The sequence below is a fragment of the Pseudomonas xionganensis genome (assembly GCF_009763245.1).
Lineage (GTDB): Bacteria > Pseudomonadota > Gammaproteobacteria > Pseudomonadales > Pseudomonadaceae > Aquipseudomonas > Aquipseudomonas xionganensis.
The window spans coordinates 615,593-629,497 of record NZ_WKJZ01000001.1; the positions used below are offsets into that span (position 1 = coordinate 615,593).

A 13,905-nucleotide genomic window follows, 5' to 3' on the forward strand; every position below is an offset into this window, starting at 1 on the left:
ATGCTATTTGAGCAGCCGCATCTTCTTCTGTACGAGGCACTCGACACCATGTGGTACAACGGCTTACTCGACCTCGGGGTCTGGCAACTGATCCTGGTCACCCTGCTGATGACGCACGTCACCATCGTCAGCGTCACGGTGTACCTGCACCGCTACTCGGCGCACCGCGCCCTGGAACTGCACCCGGCGCTCAAGCACTTCTTCCGTTTCTGGCTGTGGCTGACCACCGGCCAGAACACCCGCGAGTGGACTGCCATCCATCGCAAGCACCATGCCAAGTGTGAAACCGAGGACGATCCGCATAGCCCGGTGATCAAGGGCCTGGGCACCGTACTGCGCAAGGGTGCCGAACTCTATCAGGAGGAGGCGAAGAATCAGGAAACCCTGCGCATCTATGGCAAGAACTGCCCGGACGACTGGGTCGAGCGCAATGTCTACAGCCGCTATCCGATCGGCGGCGTGACCCTGATGGCGATCATCGACCTGGCCCTGTTCGGCGTGCTCGGCATGACCGTCTGGGCGATCCAGATGATGTGGATTCCGGTGTGGGCCGCCGGGGTGATCAACGGCCTCGGCCATGCCGTCGGCTACCGCAACTTCGAGTGCCGCGATGCCGCCACCAACCTGCTGCCCTGGGGCATCCTGATTGGCGGTGAGGAGCTGCACAACAACCACCACACCTACCCGAACAGCGCCAAATTGTCGGTGAAGAAGTGGGAGTTCGACATGGGCTGGGCCTGGATCAAGCTGTTCAGCTTCTTCGGCCTGGCCGAGGTGCAGCGCGTGGCGCCCATCGCCCACCGCGTCGAGGGCAAGCGCAGCCTGGACATGGACACCGCCATGGCCATCCTCAACAACCGCTTCCAGATCATGGCGCAGTACCGCAAGCTGGTGATCGCCCCGCTGGTCAAGCAGGAGCTGCTCAAGGCCGATGCCTCGGTGCGTCATCATTTCCATCGCGCCAAGCGCTTGCTGGCCCGCGAGCCGAGCCTGCTGGATGAAAGCCATCAGCAGCGCATCCAGAAGATGCTGGAGCAGAGCCAGGCCCTCAAGGTGATCTACGAAAAGCGCCTGGCCCTGCAGCAGATCTGGGTCAGAACCAGCGCCAACGGCCATGAAATGCTCGACGCCATCAAGCAGTGGGTGCACGAGGCCGAGGCCAGTGGCATCCAGTCCTTGCGTGACTTCGCCGAGCAGCTCAAGACCTACTCGTTGCGCCCCAGCGCGGCCTGATCGGTGCGTCCAACAACAAACCCGCCTGTCAGGCGGGTTTGTTGTTTCTGGCATATGCTGACTGGATAGCCGGGCTATTGGCGGGATGGGTGCCGTGATGGATGAAACGGACAAGCAGCGACTCGAACATGAGGAGTTGACCCTGGCGCTCTTGCATTGCCGTGCCGAGGTGGCGCGATTGCAGGCGCGTGAGCAGCTGTTCAGTACCCTGCTGGGCAGCGTCAATGCCGTGTTGTGGGCCTTCGACTGGGACGCGCAGCGGGTGATCTACGTCAGCCCGGCCTATGAGCGCATCTTCGGCCGCCCGGCAGAGCTGCTGCTTGCCGGCTACGAGCAGTGGCGCAACGCGATTTACCCGGATGACCTGGACTACGCCGCCGAAAGCTTTGCCCAGGTGCTGCAGAGCGGCGCCGTGGAAGCCCGGGAGTACCGCATTATCCGCGGCGACGGCGAGCTGCGCTGGCTCAGCGACAAGTGCTTTGTCAGCCGCGAAAGCCCGGACGGCGAGGTACACGTCATCGTCGGCATCGCCGAGGACATTACCGAAAAGAAGCAGCTGGAGGGCGAACTGCACCGCCTGGCCACCACCGATGTGCTGACCCAGAGCAGCAATCGCCGGCATTTCTTCGAATGCGCTCAGCGCGAGTTCGAGCAGGCCAGGGAATACGGCAGCCCCCTGGCCTTTCTCCTGCTGGATCTGGATGACTTCAAGCAGATCAACGACCGCTATGGCCACCAGATGGGCGATCAGGTGCTGCAACGCCTGGCCTACACCGGGGCCAGTACCCTGCGCCGCGGTGATCTGTTCGGCCGTATCGGCGGCGAGGAATTCGCCGCCCTGTTCCCCCGCTGCGAGCCGGCCCTGGCCCTGCAGATCGCCGAGCGTCTGCAGCGCGATGTGCGCCGCCTGAATTTCAGTCATGCCGGGCAGAGTTTTCAGTTGACCCTGAGCCAGGGTCTGACCCACCTGCGCCCCTCCGATCAGCGTCTGGATGACCTCTATGCCCGGGCCGATGCGGCCATGTACCGGGCCAAGAGCCAGGGCAAGAATCAGATCGTGGTGGATTAAGGCGCCCCCGCGCGTATTGGCGAATATCCGCCCAGTGACCCATGGCGCTCGGCGAGTATCCGCCGACCGAATGTGCTGCCGAGTCCTCGGCTGAGCGCTGCAAAACTGTTGAAACCCCCGTTATAGAGCCATCACCTTGGCACATCCGAGGCCTGGCACAGTATCTGCGTAGTGCCCTGCACAAGATGGCGGCCTTAACCGCCCAGAATAAGAACGCAGAGACCTCCACCATGCATGCGCACTGCCCGCCCTGTTTCGCCCGTCTTCCCCATTCCGTCGCCTACCCCGGCGCGCCCAGCTGATTCCTGCCTGATTGCCCTCCCGGCCCGCTGCCCTGCGCGGGCCGGCCTGGCTGCAACCAGCTCCCGAATTCGGTGTGCGCCTGCCGTAGCTGTGCGCGCCGATATGCAACCCACCCCAACTGGAGAAATGACAATGACAAAGACCTCCCTGGCGCTGGCCGTCGCCGCCGGCACCCTGGGCCTGTCCCTGAGCCAAGTGGCCACTGCCGCCTTTATCGAAGACAGCAAGGCCAGTGTCGAAGCGCGCAACTTCTACTTCAACCGCGACTTCCGCCAGCCGGGTGCCACGCAGCACAAGCAGGAAGAATGGGCCCAGGGTTTTATCCTGCGCGCCCAGTCCGGCTACACCGAAGGCACCGTGGGCTTCGGCCTGGACGCCATCGGCACCTTCGGCTTCAAGCTGGATTCCGGTGACGGCACCGCCGGCAGCGGCCTGCTGGTGCCGGATCGCTCCGGCGGCTCCCAGGACAACTACTCCGGCCTGGCCGTTGCGGCCAAGGCCAAGCTGTCCAAGAGCACCCTGCGCGTCGGCCAGATGCAGTTCAAGAACCAGGCGATTGCCTCCAGTGACGGCCGCCTGCTGCCGCAGATCTTCCAGGGCGGCCATCTGCTGTCCCAGGAGATCGACGGCCTGACCCTGGACGCCGGGCATATCCGCGAGGTCAACAACCGTCACTCCAATGATTACCAGGACAGCGCCCTGACCACCGGCGGGCGTCGCGGCATCACCACCACGGGTGGCGCCACCAGCGACTCCTTCAGCTTTATCGGCGGCAGCTACAAGATCAGCCCGGAGCTGACCGCCGGTTACTACTATTCCGAGCTGGAGGACCTGTACAAGCAGCACTCCCTGAATCTGGTGCATGTACTGCCCATCGCCGACAAGCAGAGCCTGAAGACCGACCTGCGCTACGCCCGCTCCACCGACGGCAGCCGCAGCAACGTCGACAACAAGGCCCTGGGCGCCATGCTCACCTATTCGGCCTATGGTCACGGCCTGGGCCTGGGTTACCAGCAGATGAGCGGCGATACCGGCTTCGCCTACCTCGATGGCACCGACCCCTTTCTGGTCAACTATGTGCAGATCGGTCATTTCGCCAACCAGGACGAGAAGTCCTGGCAGCTGCGCTACGACTACAACTTCGCCAACATCGGCATCCCCGGCCTGACCTTTATGACCCGCTACCTGAGCGGCGATAACGTCGAACTGGGCGCGAACCGCTCCGAGGGTAAGGAATGGGAGCGCAACACCGAGCTGATGTACGTGTTCCAGGAAGGCGCCCTGAAAAACCTCAGCCTGCGTCTGCGCAACGCCAGCACCCGCTCCAACTTCGGCACCAATGCCGATGAGAACCGCCTGATCGTCAGCTATACCCTGCCGCTTTTCTGAGGCTCGGGCCGCCGTGCTCTGCTGCATCCTTTGTGCGGTGGCTATGCCCAGGAGCGAAGCCCGGCCTCTGTGCCGTCATGCTGTTCACATAAGCTTCGGTCGGCCGCGAAAGTCCCCTCGCCCCTATGGGGAGAGGGTTAGGGAGAGGGGAAAACGGCCAGGCTCGCGGCGTTTTCAACCCTCTCCCCCGGCCCCTCTCCCATGAATGGGCGAGGGGAGCGAAACGCGCTCGACCTTAACTGAACCGCATTTCGGCCTTTGCGCCGGGCTTTTTGCATCCGCGTTCTGGCCTGTTCGCCTGCCTACGCCTTGGGTCCCTTAAGCAGCTGCCCCTGGCTGTCCAGCACGCGCAGCTGGATGGGAATGGCTCCGGCCACGCTTTGCGACACGGTGCAGAAGCCCTCGAACTGATCGAGGATGCGCCCCAGGTGCTCCAGGCCCTCGGCCGGGCTGCCCAGTTGCAGCTCCACCTCGATGGCCAGCACCCGCAGGCGATTTTCCGCATTGCGTCCGACCTCGGCGCTGGCCCGGCAGCTCAGGGGTTCGGCCTGTTGTTTGAACTTGCGCAGGGCGAACAGCAGGCTGTCGGTCAGGCAGTTGGCCACTGCACTGAGCAGCAACTGCACCGGGCTGGGGCCGGCGTTCTGACCCAGCGGTGGTGGTTCATCGGCCAGCAGCGGCGGGGTGGCGTCGTCGAATTGCAGCAGGCAGCGGTAATCGGCCTGTTGCTGCAGGCTGAGGCGGATAAAGCTGGATTCGCTCATGGGCGGGGTCCTCGCGGGCTGATCACTGCAGTTAAGCAGTACTGGACGAATGGGGCTTGAAGAATAATATATAAAAACATAAATTGTATTTGTCTTAAGTGAAAGGTGAGCCATGTCCAGCCACGAACCCATTCTCGATATCCAGCAGTTGCGCGCCAATGCCGGTGCCGCCGGGCAGCTGCTCAAGGCGCTGGGTAACCCGGATCGTCTGCTGCTGCTGTGCCAGCTGTCCCAGGGCGAGCGCAATGTCAGTGAACTGGAGGCGTTGCTCGGTATCCAGCAGCCGACCCTGTCCCAGCAGTTGGCGGTACTGCGTCGTGAGGGGTTGGTGGATACCCGCCGTGAGGGCAAGCAGATCTATTACCGCATCTGCAGCCCGGCGGCCCTGGCGGTGATCAACACCCTGTATCAGCTGTTCTGTGAGGGCACGGCAACATGAGTATCGACTGGATCAACTTCACCCCCTGGGCGTCCCTGGCGGGCGGGGCCCTGATTGGCCTCGCGGCCAGTCTGTTTGTCCTGGGCAACGGCCGTATCGCCGGTATCAGTGGCCTGCTCGGCAGCGTGCTGGAGGGCGGCGAGGGGCGTGGCGAGAAGGCCCTGTTTCTGCTCGGGCTGTTACTGGCACCGCTGCTCTGGGGGCTGTTTGCCGCGTTGCCGGTGATCGAGTTTCACAGCAGCTGGCTGGGCCTGGTACTGGCCGGGCTGCTGGTCGGCGTTGGCACCCGCTATGGCTCGGGCTGCACCAGCGGTCATGGCGTCTGTGGCATCTCGCGTCTGTCGCCGCGCTCCATGGTGGCGACCCTGGTGTTTATGGCCGCGGGCTTTGCCACCGTCTACATCATCCGTCATCTGCTGGGGGCTTGAGCATGCGCAAACTGGTTGCCTTTCTCGCGGGCCTGCTCTTCGGTCTTGGCCTGTTGCTGGCCGGCATGGCCAACCCGGCCAAGGTACTGGCCTTTCTCGACCTGGCGGGTGTCTGGGACCCGTCCCTGGCCCTGGTCATGGCGGGCGCCATCGGCGTGGCGGCCGGCCCTCTGACCTGGGCGCGTACGCGCGCCACCTCGCTGCTGGGGGCGCCGATGCAGTTGCCGGTCAAGCGCGAGCTGGACCGACGCCTGATCGGCGGCAGCCTGCTGTTCGGTATCGGCTGGGGTATCGCCGGTATCTGTCCGGGCCCGGCTGTGGCCATTCTGCTCACCGGGCACTGGCAGATCATCGTCTTCGTGCTGGCCATGTTGGCTGGTATGGGGCTGTTCCACGCGCTGGAGTCCCGGCGCGCCTCTTGATCGGGAGATCATCATGAAAAGCAACGTGGGTACATTGGATCGCAGTTTGCGTATCGCCGCCGGCCTGGTGCTGATCGGCCTCAGCCTGTCCGGCGTGATCGGCCTGTGGGGCCTGATCGGTGTGGTGCCGCTGGCCACCGGAGTCTTCCGCTTCTGCCCGGCCTATCCGCTGCTGGGCATCAATACCTGCAAGAAGTCCTGATGACCTAGCCGGCGCCTGGATGGGCGCCGGCTTAGCCTTGTTAGCCGTTGAAAAACGTAGGCGAGGCAGCCAGTGCAAGGCAAAAACAGGCGAAGAAGCGGAGTTTACGAGCTGTAAATGAGCATTACTCGCTTCGCTCGCCCCTTCGGGGCCGCACTGAAGTGCGTTAGCCGCAAGCGGCTTTCTGAGCCTGTTTTTAACGTAGCAATGGCAACGCAGGTAGTTTTTCAACAGCGCTGTTGCGGCGCCGGTTGCTGCTGGGTGATGCAGTGGATATTGCCACCGCCCAGGAGTATCTCCCGGCCCGGTACCATCACCACCCGGTGGGCGGGGAAGATGCGCTTGAGGATGGCTTCGGCCTCGGCGTCCTTCGGGTCGTCGAACCTGGGCGCGATAATGCCGCCGTTGACGATCAGAAAGTTGACGTAGGAGCCGGCCAGGCGGATCGACGGATCGCGTTCCTGGGTGCTGTCCACCAGGTCGACCCCGGCGCATTCCTCGTCACTGGCGTAGATCGGCCCGGGGATCGGCATCTTGTGTACGGTCAGCTGACGGCCCTTGGCATCCCGGGCGTTTTCCAGCACGGCCATGGCCGCCTGGCAGCGCGGATAGTTGGGGTCGCTGGGGTCGTCGGTCCAGGCCAGCAGCACCTCGCCGGGGCGCACGTAGCAGCAGAAGTTGTCGACGTGGCCGTCGGTTTCGTCGTTGTACAGGCCGTCCGGTAGCCAGATGATCGTATCCACCGCCAGATGGCTGCGCAGCACCGCCTCGATATCCTCGCGGCTCATCTGCGGGTTGCGGTTGCGGTTGAGCAGGCACTCTTCGGTGGTGATCAGGGTGCCTTCGCCATCCACATGGATGGAGCCGCCTTCCAGCACGAAGCCTTCGGTGCGGTAACGCTGGCAGCGCTCGATTTCCAGCACCTTGCGCGCCACCTGATCGTCGCGCTGCCAGGGCCAGTACAGGCCGCCGTCGAAGCCGCCCCAGGCGTTGAAGGTCCAGTCCACACCACGCACGTCGCCGCTGTCATTGGTGACAAAGGTGGGGCCGGTGTCGCGCACCCAGGCGTCGTCGGTGCTGATTTCCACCAGGCGAATGCGCTCGCTATCCAGGCGGGCGCGGGCGTTTTCGTACTGGGAGGCAGAGACACAGACGGTGACCGGCTCGAATTCGGCAATGGCATGGGCCACGGCGCTGAAGGCAGCCTGGGCCGGCTTGCCGCCCAGGCGCCAGTTGTCCGGACGCTCGGGCCAGACCATCCAGGTCTGGCTGTGGGGTTCCCATTCGGCCGGCATGCGAAAGCCGTCGGCCCGCGGGGTGGTGGTCAGGGTGGTCATAGTGGGCACCGGGTCTAGGGTTGGGCCTGCTCTTCACCGGGGGTGAGAGGCAGGGTGGGTTGTTTAAAACTAGTCGCCGCTGCACGGCGGCGCCATGCGGCAGCGCTTTTGCAGATTTATATCCGATAAAAATCGGTATTGAAAGGCAATATTATAAATAGACCGGCTTTTTATCGGATTTTTATCGGATATAGGTCGAGATGTTATCTGCCCGGCGGGTGCTGGGCTGCTTAGAGGGGCTGCAGTCGCTTGGGCAGGTACGGCGGCAGATACAGGCCCAGGTAGGCATCGAACACGCGCATGCCTTCCTCGGCCATGCGCGGGGTGATGGCGCCGTGCAGTTGCACCGAGCGGGCATAGACGCGGTCGCCGAGTTCCATGGCCAGGGCGAAGACATCGATATCTGTCGGCAGTTGTGGCAGGGCGAAATGACGCTCGAACAGGTGCTGCATCAGTCGGCCCAGTTCCAGGTCGTGCTGGCGGTCGGCCTGGGTCACCTCGGCCAGGCCATGCTGGGCCAGGATCAGCTGGCGGGCGGCGCTGTCGGCGGCATAGATGGCCAGCATGCGTTGCTCGACGATACGCGACAGGTCGCGCCAGTCGCGCAGCCCGTCATGCTCGACCGGCAGCTCCAGGCTGGCGCGGAAGGCAGCATGGATATCGGCGGTGAGGGCTTCGAGCAGGGCCGGCACGCTGGCGAAGAAGTGGTAGACCGAGGAGGGTGGAATCGCCGCCCGTTCGGCCACGGCGTAGATCGACAGGCTGGCCACGCCCTGTTCGGCCAGCAGTTCGCGGGCGGCGGCGAGAATCCCGGCGATGCGGGTCTGGCTGCTGGCGCGGGGTTTGCGGGCAGTGGCAGGGCGGCTCATGGCGATTCTCTGGGCAGGCGAAGCCGCTATTGGACGCCAGGGCTGCGGCTCAAGGCAAGCCTGGGCAGGGCGAGTGATCGTCTGTCAGCAGGCTGGAAAAGCGCGCAGCGGTTTCAAGCCTTTGGGCAAGCACCGTCAGCGGTACGATGGATGTAGAAAGCGACATCCACCCTACGCTATGGCCGAGGTGGCCATAGGGCTGCGGTTTGGATGCCTAGCCCGGTAGGGTGGATGACGCTCTTTTCATCCACCATGGGGTTTGCGGCTGGTGGATGGGTAAAGCGCCATCCACCCTACAACTGCCGCTGGCATGTCCGTCCTACGGCGTGCCAATAAACTGCGCCCAGGCGCTTTCCACTGCGGCGCTGTGCTTTTCCGGCAGCGGGTCGGTGGCATACAGGCGGCGCTTGGTTTCCCGATCCGGATAGAGGCCGGGCTGGTTGCGCAGGGCTTCGTCGAGGAAGGCGGCGGAGTCGGCGTTGGCGTTGGGGAACAGGGTCTCGGTGGTGATCAGGGCGGCCACTTCCGGCTGCAGCAGGAAGTTGATGAACTGGTGCGCCAGATCCGGGCGCTGGGCGTTGGCCGGGATCACCAGGTTGTCGATAAAGATCACCGAGCCTTCATTCGGCACCAGAAAGCGCACCGGCTGACCGGCATCGGCGGCGGCCAGGGCGTCGCCGACCCAGGCCATGGCGACGCACAGACGGCCATTGCTGAGGTCATCGATATAACGCTCGCTGTCCACATAACGCAGGTTGGGGCGCAGCTCGCCGAGCAGCTTGGCCGAGCGCTCGATGCGGCTCGGGGCGCTGCGCACCAGGCTGCGGCCCTGGTAGTTGAGCAACAGCGACAGGGTTTCGCTGGAGGCGTCCAGCACGCTGATGCCGCAGCTGGCCAGGCGACTGCTCTGTTCGGCGTCGAACAGCAGGCTCCAGCTGTCCGGCAGCGGCCCGCCGAAGGCGGCTTCGGCCTGCGGCGTGTTGATCGCCAGGCCCACGGCGCCCCAGAGGTAGGGCACGGCGTGGCGGTTGTTGGGGTCGTGGGCGGCCATGGCGCTGAGCAGCTGCTTGTCCAGATGCTGGCGGTTGGGCAGCTGGCTGACATCCAGGGCTTGCAGTTGATTGTTTTTCAGCAGGGTCGGCAGCACATCGTGGGAGGGCACGGCGATGTCCATCGGCTCGCCGCTGGCGAACAGCGCGTCCAGTTCCTCGGCAGTGGCGTAGGTGCGGTACTCCACGCGCACACCGGTCTCCTGTTCGAAACGCTTGAGCACCTGGGGGGCGATATAGTCGTTCCAGTTGTGCACACGCAGGACATCTTCGGCCAGGCCCGGCAATGGCAGCAGCAGTGGGGGCAGGGCCAGGAGGGCGGTAAGTAGGCGGCGCATCGGTTTCTCCCCTGTATTGATCCGTCCGGGTCGTGGCTGCCTGCTCTTTCTGCAGGCAAGCCGCTGGCTTGTCGCAGGCGAGGGCCGGCAACCAGAAGGTCGGAGTGGCTTGGATAAAACAACGCCGGCGCAAGGGCCGGCGTTGGGTATGGCGTCAAACGGTGTGCAGGTACCAGTTGTACTCAAGGTCGGAAATGGTGGTTTCAAACTCCTGCAACTCGGCTTCCTTGCAGGCCACGAAGATATCGATGTACTTCGGGTCGATGTACTTGTTCAGCACTTCGCTGTCGTCCAGCTCGCGCAAGGCATCGCGCAGGTTGTTCGGCAGGCTCTGCTCCAGCTGCTCGTAGGAGTTGCCCTCGATCGGCTCACCCGGCTCGATCTGGTTGGTCAGGCCGTGGTGGATACCGGCGAGGATCGAGGCCAGCATCAGGTAGGGGTTGGCATCGGCCCCGGCCACGCGGTGCTCGATGCGCACGGCATCGGCGCTGCCGGTGGGCACGCGTACGGCCACGGTGCGGTTGTCCAGGGCCCAGCTCGGCGCGTTGGGTACGTAGAACTGCGCGCCGAAACGGCGGTAGGAGTTCACGTTGGGACAGAGGAAGGCCATGGTCGCCGACATGGTGTCGAGGATGCCGCCGATGGCGTGACGCAGCGGCTGGTTCTGCAGGGGATCGTCGGCGGCGAAGATGTTCTTGCCGGTCTTCTTGTCCAGCAGCGAGATATGCACATGCAGCCCGTTACCAGCCTGGCCCGGGTAGGGCTTGGCCATAAAGGTTGAGTCCATCTCGTGGTCGTAGGCGATGTTCTTGATCAGGCGCTTGAGCAGCAGGGCGTAGTCACAGGCCTTGATCGCGTCTTCGACGTGATGCAGGTTGACCTCGAACTGCGCCGGGGCGCTTTCCTTGACGATGGCGTCGGCCGGAATGCCCTGTTCCTTGGCGGCTTCGAGAATGTCCTGCAGGCAGTCGACGTACTCGTCGAGGTCGTCGATCAGGTACACCTGGGTCGAATGCGGGCGCTTGCCCGACATCGGCGAGCGCGGCGGCTGCGGGCGGCCGTTCACGTTCTCCTGGTCGATCAGGTAGAACTCCAGTTCGAAGGCGGCGCAGATGCGCAGGCCCATGTCATCGAACTTTTCCACCACCTGACGCAGCACTTCCCGCGGGTCGGCAAAGAAGGGCGCGCCGTCCAGTTCGTGCATGGTCATCAGCAGCTGGGCGGTGGGGCGCTTCTGCCAGGGCTCATTGCACAGGGTGTTGGGGATGGGGAAGCAGATACGGTCGGCATCGCCGATATCCAGGCCCAGGCCGGTGCTTTCCACGGTGGCGCCATTGATATCCAGGGCAAACAGCGAGGCGGGCAGGTTGATGCCCTTTTCATACACTTTGTGCAGTGCGTTACGGTCGATACGCTTGCCGCGTACCACGCCGTTCATATCTGCAATAAGAAGGTCGACGAACTGGACCTCAGGATGTTCCTTAAGGAACGCGTTCGCTTCATTAAGCTGAACGGCACGCGGGGGTACCGACATGATGCAACACCTTTCTTGTTAAAAATATCAATCATGCAAATGCATGGGTATGAGTCAATCTTAAACACTTGTGACTGTCAAGAGAGGCCTATTCTGCCCTAAAAGAGGGCGTCACGACCAATTTCAGGGCGCCGTGGGTCATGCGCTGCCGGCGTGAAGCCTTGCCGGTCGCGGTGCTCAGTGGCCTGTGTTCGATTTTTTACATGGCTATTGTGAAAAAAAATGAACAAGGCTAAGCTCGGCTCAAACCCATAACAGCAATAAAACGGGTGTCTCATGTCTCGCCAGCCGATCATCGGCGTCAGTGCCTGCACCAAGCAGATCGGGCACAACATCTACCACACCGCGGGTGACAAGTACCTGCAGGCTGTCGTGCATGCAGCCGGCGGTATGCCGATCATCATCCCGGCGCTGGGCGATCAGGTCGATCAGGATTATCTGCTCGATCATATCGACGGCCTGGTCTTTCCCGGCTCGCCCTCCAATGTCGAGCCTCATCACTACAGCGGCCCGGCTAGCGAGCCCGGCACCCTGCACGATGCGGCCCGCGACAGCACCACTATTCCCTTGATTAAAGCAGCAATTGCCCGAGGCATTCCGGTGCTCGGCATCTGTCGCGGTTTTCAGGAGATGAACGTGGCCTTCGGCGGCACCCTGCACCAGAAGGTGCAGGAGGTCGAAGGCTACATGGATCACCGCGAGCCCGAAGGGCTGCCAGCGGATCAGCAATATGGCCTGCGTCACCTGCTGCATGTGCAGCCGGGCGGGCTGCTCGACGGCATCGGCTTGCCGCGCGAGTTCATGATCAATTCCATTCATGGCCAGGGCGTTGAACGTCTGGCGCCGGGCCTTCACGTAGAAGCGCTGGCGCCTGACGGGTTGATCGAAGCCTTCTCCGTCGAAGGCGCCAAAAGCTTTGCCTTGGGGGTGCAATGGCATCCCGAATGGCAGGTACGATCCAACCCGAATTATCTCGCCATCTTCCAGGCCTTTGGTGAGGCTTGCAGGAAGAAGGCGGGGCAACGCTGAGACGACTATATATAAGTCGCCTCTCACCAACCCTGAGGTCTCTATGAGCACCAAACTAGACCAGCTTTCGAGCTGGCTGAAAGAACGCAAAATCACCGAAGTTGAATGCTTGATCAGCGATCTTACCGGCATCGCCCGTGGCAAGATTTCGCCGACCAACAAGTTCCTCGACGAGAAGGGCATGCGCCTCCCCGAGAGTGTGCTGCTGCAGACCGTGACCGGCGACTATGTCGAGGACGATATCTATTACGACCTGCTGGACGAGGCCGACATCGATATGTTCTGCCGTCCGGACGAGAACGCCGTATTTATGGTGCCCTGGGCCATCGAGCCCACCGCCATGGTGATTCACGACACCTTCGACAAGCAGGGCAACCCCATCGAGCTGTCGCCGCGCAACATTCTCAAGAATGTGCTCAAGCTCTATGCCGACAAGGGCTGGAAGCCCATCGTCGCACCGGAAATGGAGTTCTACCTGACCAAACGCAACAGCGACCCGGATTTCCCGCTGGAAGCGCCGATGGGCCGCTCCGGCCGTCCGGAAGTAGGTCGTCAGTCGTTCTCCATCGACGCGGCCAACGAATTCGACCCGCTGTTCGAGGACGTTTACGACTGGTGTGAATTCCAGGGCCTGGACCTGGACACGCTGATCCACGAAGACGGCCCGGCGCAGATGGAAATCAACTTCCGTCACGGCGAAGCCCTGCACCTGGCCGACCAGATCACCGTGTTCAAGCGCACCATGCGTGAAGCGGCGCTCAAGCACGACGTGGCCGCCACCTTTATGGCCAAGCCGATCACCGATCAGCCGGGCAGCGCCATGCACATCCACCAGAGTGTGGTGGACATCAAGACCGGCAAGAACCTGTTCTCCAATGCCGACGGCAGCATGAGCCAGCTGTTCCTCAACCATATCGGTGGCCTGCAGAAGTACATCCCCGAGTTGCTGCCGCTGTTCGCCCCCAACGTCAACTCGTTCCGCCGCTTCCTGCCCGATACCTCGGCGCCGGTAAACGTCGAATGGGGCGAGGAAAACCGCACCGTGGGCCTGCGCGTACCGGAAGCCGGGCCGCAGAACCGCCGCGTGGAAAACCGCCTGGCCGGCGCCGATGCCAACCCCTATCTGGTCCTGGCGGCATCCTTGCTGTGCGGCTACATGGGCATGGTCGGCGACGTCAAGCCCAGCGCGCCGGTCAAGGGCCGTGGTTACGAGCGCCGCAATCTGCGCCTGCCGATCACCATCGAGCACGCCCTGGAGCGCATGGAAGCCTGCAAGGATGCCGAGAAGTACCTGGGCGAGAAGTTCATGCGCGGCTATGTCGCGGTGAAGCGCGCCGAGCATGAGAACTACAAGCGGGTAATCAGCTCCTGGGAGCGTGAATTCCTGCTGCTGTCGGTGTAAGACCCGGCCGCTGCCGCGGGTGATCCCCGCGGCACGCGGCCACGAATAGCGGGGGCCTGCGAAGGGCGGGCCCTTTATTGATGGCTGTGTCTGAGTGA

General features: G+C 63.1%; 14 protein-coding genes. 9 read left to right on the forward strand and 5 right to left on the reverse strand.

The genetic code is table 11. The features are described from left to right. The first annotated feature begins 48 nt into the window (after window positions 1–48). From desA to GJV18_RS02805, 3 genes are all read left to right on the forward strand, one after another. Window positions 49–1,233, forward strand: coding sequence for a delta-9 fatty acid desaturase DesA (gene desA, locus GJV18_RS02795; RefSeq protein WP_160345948.1), 1,185 nt, complete (start codon window positions 49–51; stop codon window positions 1,231–1,233). A 97-nt stretch (window positions 1,234–1,330) separates the two neighbouring features. Next, window positions 1,331–2,302, forward strand: a complete 972-nt coding sequence (locus GJV18_RS02800; protein WP_160345949.1) for a GGDEF domain-containing protein — start codon at window positions 1,331–1,333, stop codon at window positions 2,300–2,302. Between the two features lie 435 nt (window positions 2,303–2,737). Beyond that, window positions 2,738–3,994, forward strand: coding sequence for an OprD family porin (locus GJV18_RS02805; protein WP_160343201.1), 1,257 nt, complete (start codon window positions 2,738–2,740; stop codon window positions 3,992–3,994). Window positions 3,995–4,296: 302 nt separating this feature from the next. Here GJV18_RS02805 and GJV18_RS02810 read toward each other — a convergent pair whose 3' ends face one another. Next, window positions 4,297–4,758: an OsmC family protein gene (locus GJV18_RS02810; protein WP_160343202.1), complete on the reverse strand. Its 462-nt coding sequence runs from the start codon at window positions 4,756–4,758 to the stop codon at window positions 4,297–4,299. 112 nt (window positions 4,759–4,870) lie between these two features. On the opposite strand from GJV18_RS02810, the gene GJV18_RS02815 reads away from it, so the two are divergent. From GJV18_RS02815 to GJV18_RS02830, 4 genes are read left to right on the forward strand one after another with little or no spacing between them, the layout of a single operon-like run. Next, on the forward strand, window positions 4,871–5,197 hold the full coding sequence (locus tag GJV18_RS02815; RefSeq protein ID WP_160343203.1) for an ArsR/SmtB family transcription factor: 327 nt from the start codon (window positions 4,871–4,873) through the stop codon (window positions 5,195–5,197). Next, entirely contained in the window at window positions 5,194–5,625 is a 432-nt protein-coding gene (locus GJV18_RS02820) for a YeeE/YedE family protein (protein ID WP_160343204.1), read from the forward strand. Before GJV18_RS02815 ends, GJV18_RS02820 begins: the two co-directional genes overlap by 4 nt. A 2-nt stretch (window positions 5,626–5,627) precedes the next feature. Next, window positions 5,628–6,047, forward strand: a complete 420-nt coding sequence (locus GJV18_RS02825; RefSeq protein WP_160343205.1) for a DUF6691 family protein — start codon at window positions 5,628–5,630, stop codon at window positions 6,045–6,047. Between the two features lie 13 nt (window positions 6,048–6,060). Then, complete coding sequence (locus tag GJV18_RS02830) at window positions 6,061–6,249, forward strand: YgaP family membrane protein (protein WP_160343206.1); 189 nt, start codon at window positions 6,061–6,063, stop codon at window positions 6,247–6,249. Window positions 6,250–6,476: 227 nt separating this feature from the next. Here GJV18_RS02830 and aguA read toward each other — a convergent pair whose 3' ends face one another. The 4 genes from aguA to GJV18_RS02850 all read right to left on the reverse strand — a co-directional run bounded on the left by aguA (window position 6,477) and on the right by GJV18_RS02850 (window position 11,376). Further along, window positions 6,477–7,586: an agmatine deiminase gene (gene aguA / locus GJV18_RS02835; protein ID WP_160343207.1), complete on the reverse strand. Its 1,110-nt coding sequence runs from the start codon at window positions 7,584–7,586 to the stop codon at window positions 6,477–6,479. 230 nt (window positions 7,587–7,816) lie between these two features. Then, window positions 7,817–8,455, reverse strand: a complete 639-nt coding sequence (locus tag GJV18_RS02840) for a TetR/AcrR family transcriptional regulator (RefSeq protein WP_160343208.1) — start codon at window positions 8,453–8,455, stop codon at window positions 7,817–7,819. A 319-nt stretch (window positions 8,456–8,774) separates the two neighbouring features. After that, window positions 8,775–9,842 carry an extracellular solute-binding protein gene (locus GJV18_RS02845; protein WP_160343209.1) on the reverse strand — a complete coding sequence of 356 codons (1,068 nt, stop codon included), beginning with the start codon at window positions 9,840–9,842 and terminating at the stop codon, window positions 8,775–8,777. 154 nt (window positions 9,843–9,996) lie between these two features. Continuing rightward, entirely contained in the window at window positions 9,997–11,376 is a 1,380-nt protein-coding gene (locus tag GJV18_RS02850) for a glutamine synthetase family protein (protein ID WP_160343210.1), read from the reverse strand. A 276-nt stretch (window positions 11,377–11,652) separates the two neighbouring features. Between GJV18_RS02850 and GJV18_RS02855 the strand changes: the two genes are divergently transcribed. After that, window positions 11,653–12,405: a gamma-glutamyl-gamma-aminobutyrate hydrolase family protein gene (locus GJV18_RS02855; protein ID WP_160343211.1), complete on the forward strand. Its 753-nt coding sequence runs from the start codon at window positions 11,653–11,655 to the stop codon at window positions 12,403–12,405. Between the two features lie 43 nt (window positions 12,406–12,448). Beyond that, window positions 12,449–13,807 carry a glutamine synthetase family protein gene (locus tag GJV18_RS02860; RefSeq protein WP_160343212.1) on the forward strand — a complete coding sequence of 453 codons (1,359 nt, stop codon included), beginning with the start codon at window positions 12,449–12,451 and terminating at the stop codon, window positions 13,805–13,807. Window positions 13,808–13,905 lie beyond the last annotated feature (98 nt).

Bases quoted from the DNA above. Each gene is read 5' to 3' on its own strand.
- desA (WP_160345948.1), top strand. From the start codon at position 49: ATGTGGTACAACGGCTTACTCGACCTCGGGGTCTGGCAACTGATCCTG.
- GJV18_RS02820 (WP_160343204.1), top strand. From the start codon at position 5,194: ATGAGTATCGACTGGATCAACTTCACCCCCTGGGCGTCCCTGGCGGGC.
- aguA (WP_160343207.1), bottom strand. From the start codon at position 7,586: ATGACCACCCTGACCACCACCCCGCGGGCCGACGGCTTTCGCATGCCG.
- GJV18_RS02810 (WP_160343202.1), bottom strand. From the start codon at position 4,758: ATGAGCGAATCCAGCTTTATCCGCCTCAGCCTGCAGCAACAGGCCGAT.
- GJV18_RS02830 (WP_160343206.1), top strand. From the start codon at position 6,061: ATGAAAAGCAACGTGGGTACATTGGATCGCAGTTTGCGTATCGCCGCC.
- GJV18_RS02850 (WP_160343210.1), bottom strand. From the start codon at position 11,376: ATGTCGGTACCCCCGCGTGCCGTTCAGCTTAATGAAGCGAACGCGTTC.
- GJV18_RS02840 (WP_160343208.1), bottom strand. From the start codon at position 8,455: ATGAGCCGCCCTGCCACTGCCCGCAAACCCCGCGCCAGCAGCCAGACC.
- GJV18_RS02845 (WP_160343209.1), bottom strand. From the start codon at position 9,842: ATGCGCCGCCTACTTACCGCCCTCCTGGCCCTGCCCCCACTGCTGCTG.
- GJV18_RS02800 (WP_160345949.1), top strand. From the start codon at position 1,331: ATGGATGAAACGGACAAGCAGCGACTCGAACATGAGGAGTTGACCCTG.
- GJV18_RS02855 (WP_160343211.1), top strand. From the start codon at position 11,653: ATGTCTCGCCAGCCGATCATCGGCGTCAGTGCCTGCACCAAGCAGATC.
- GJV18_RS02860 (WP_160343212.1), top strand. From the start codon at position 12,449: ATGAGCACCAAACTAGACCAGCTTTCGAGCTGGCTGAAAGAACGCAAA.
- GJV18_RS02815 (WP_160343203.1), top strand. From the start codon at position 4,871: ATGTCCAGCCACGAACCCATTCTCGATATCCAGCAGTTGCGCGCCAAT.
- GJV18_RS02805 (WP_160343201.1), top strand. From the start codon at position 2,738: ATGACAAAGACCTCCCTGGCGCTGGCCGTCGCCGCCGGCACCCTGGGC.
- GJV18_RS02825 (WP_160343205.1), top strand. From the start codon at position 5,628: ATGCGCAAACTGGTTGCCTTTCTCGCGGGCCTGCTCTTCGGTCTTGGC.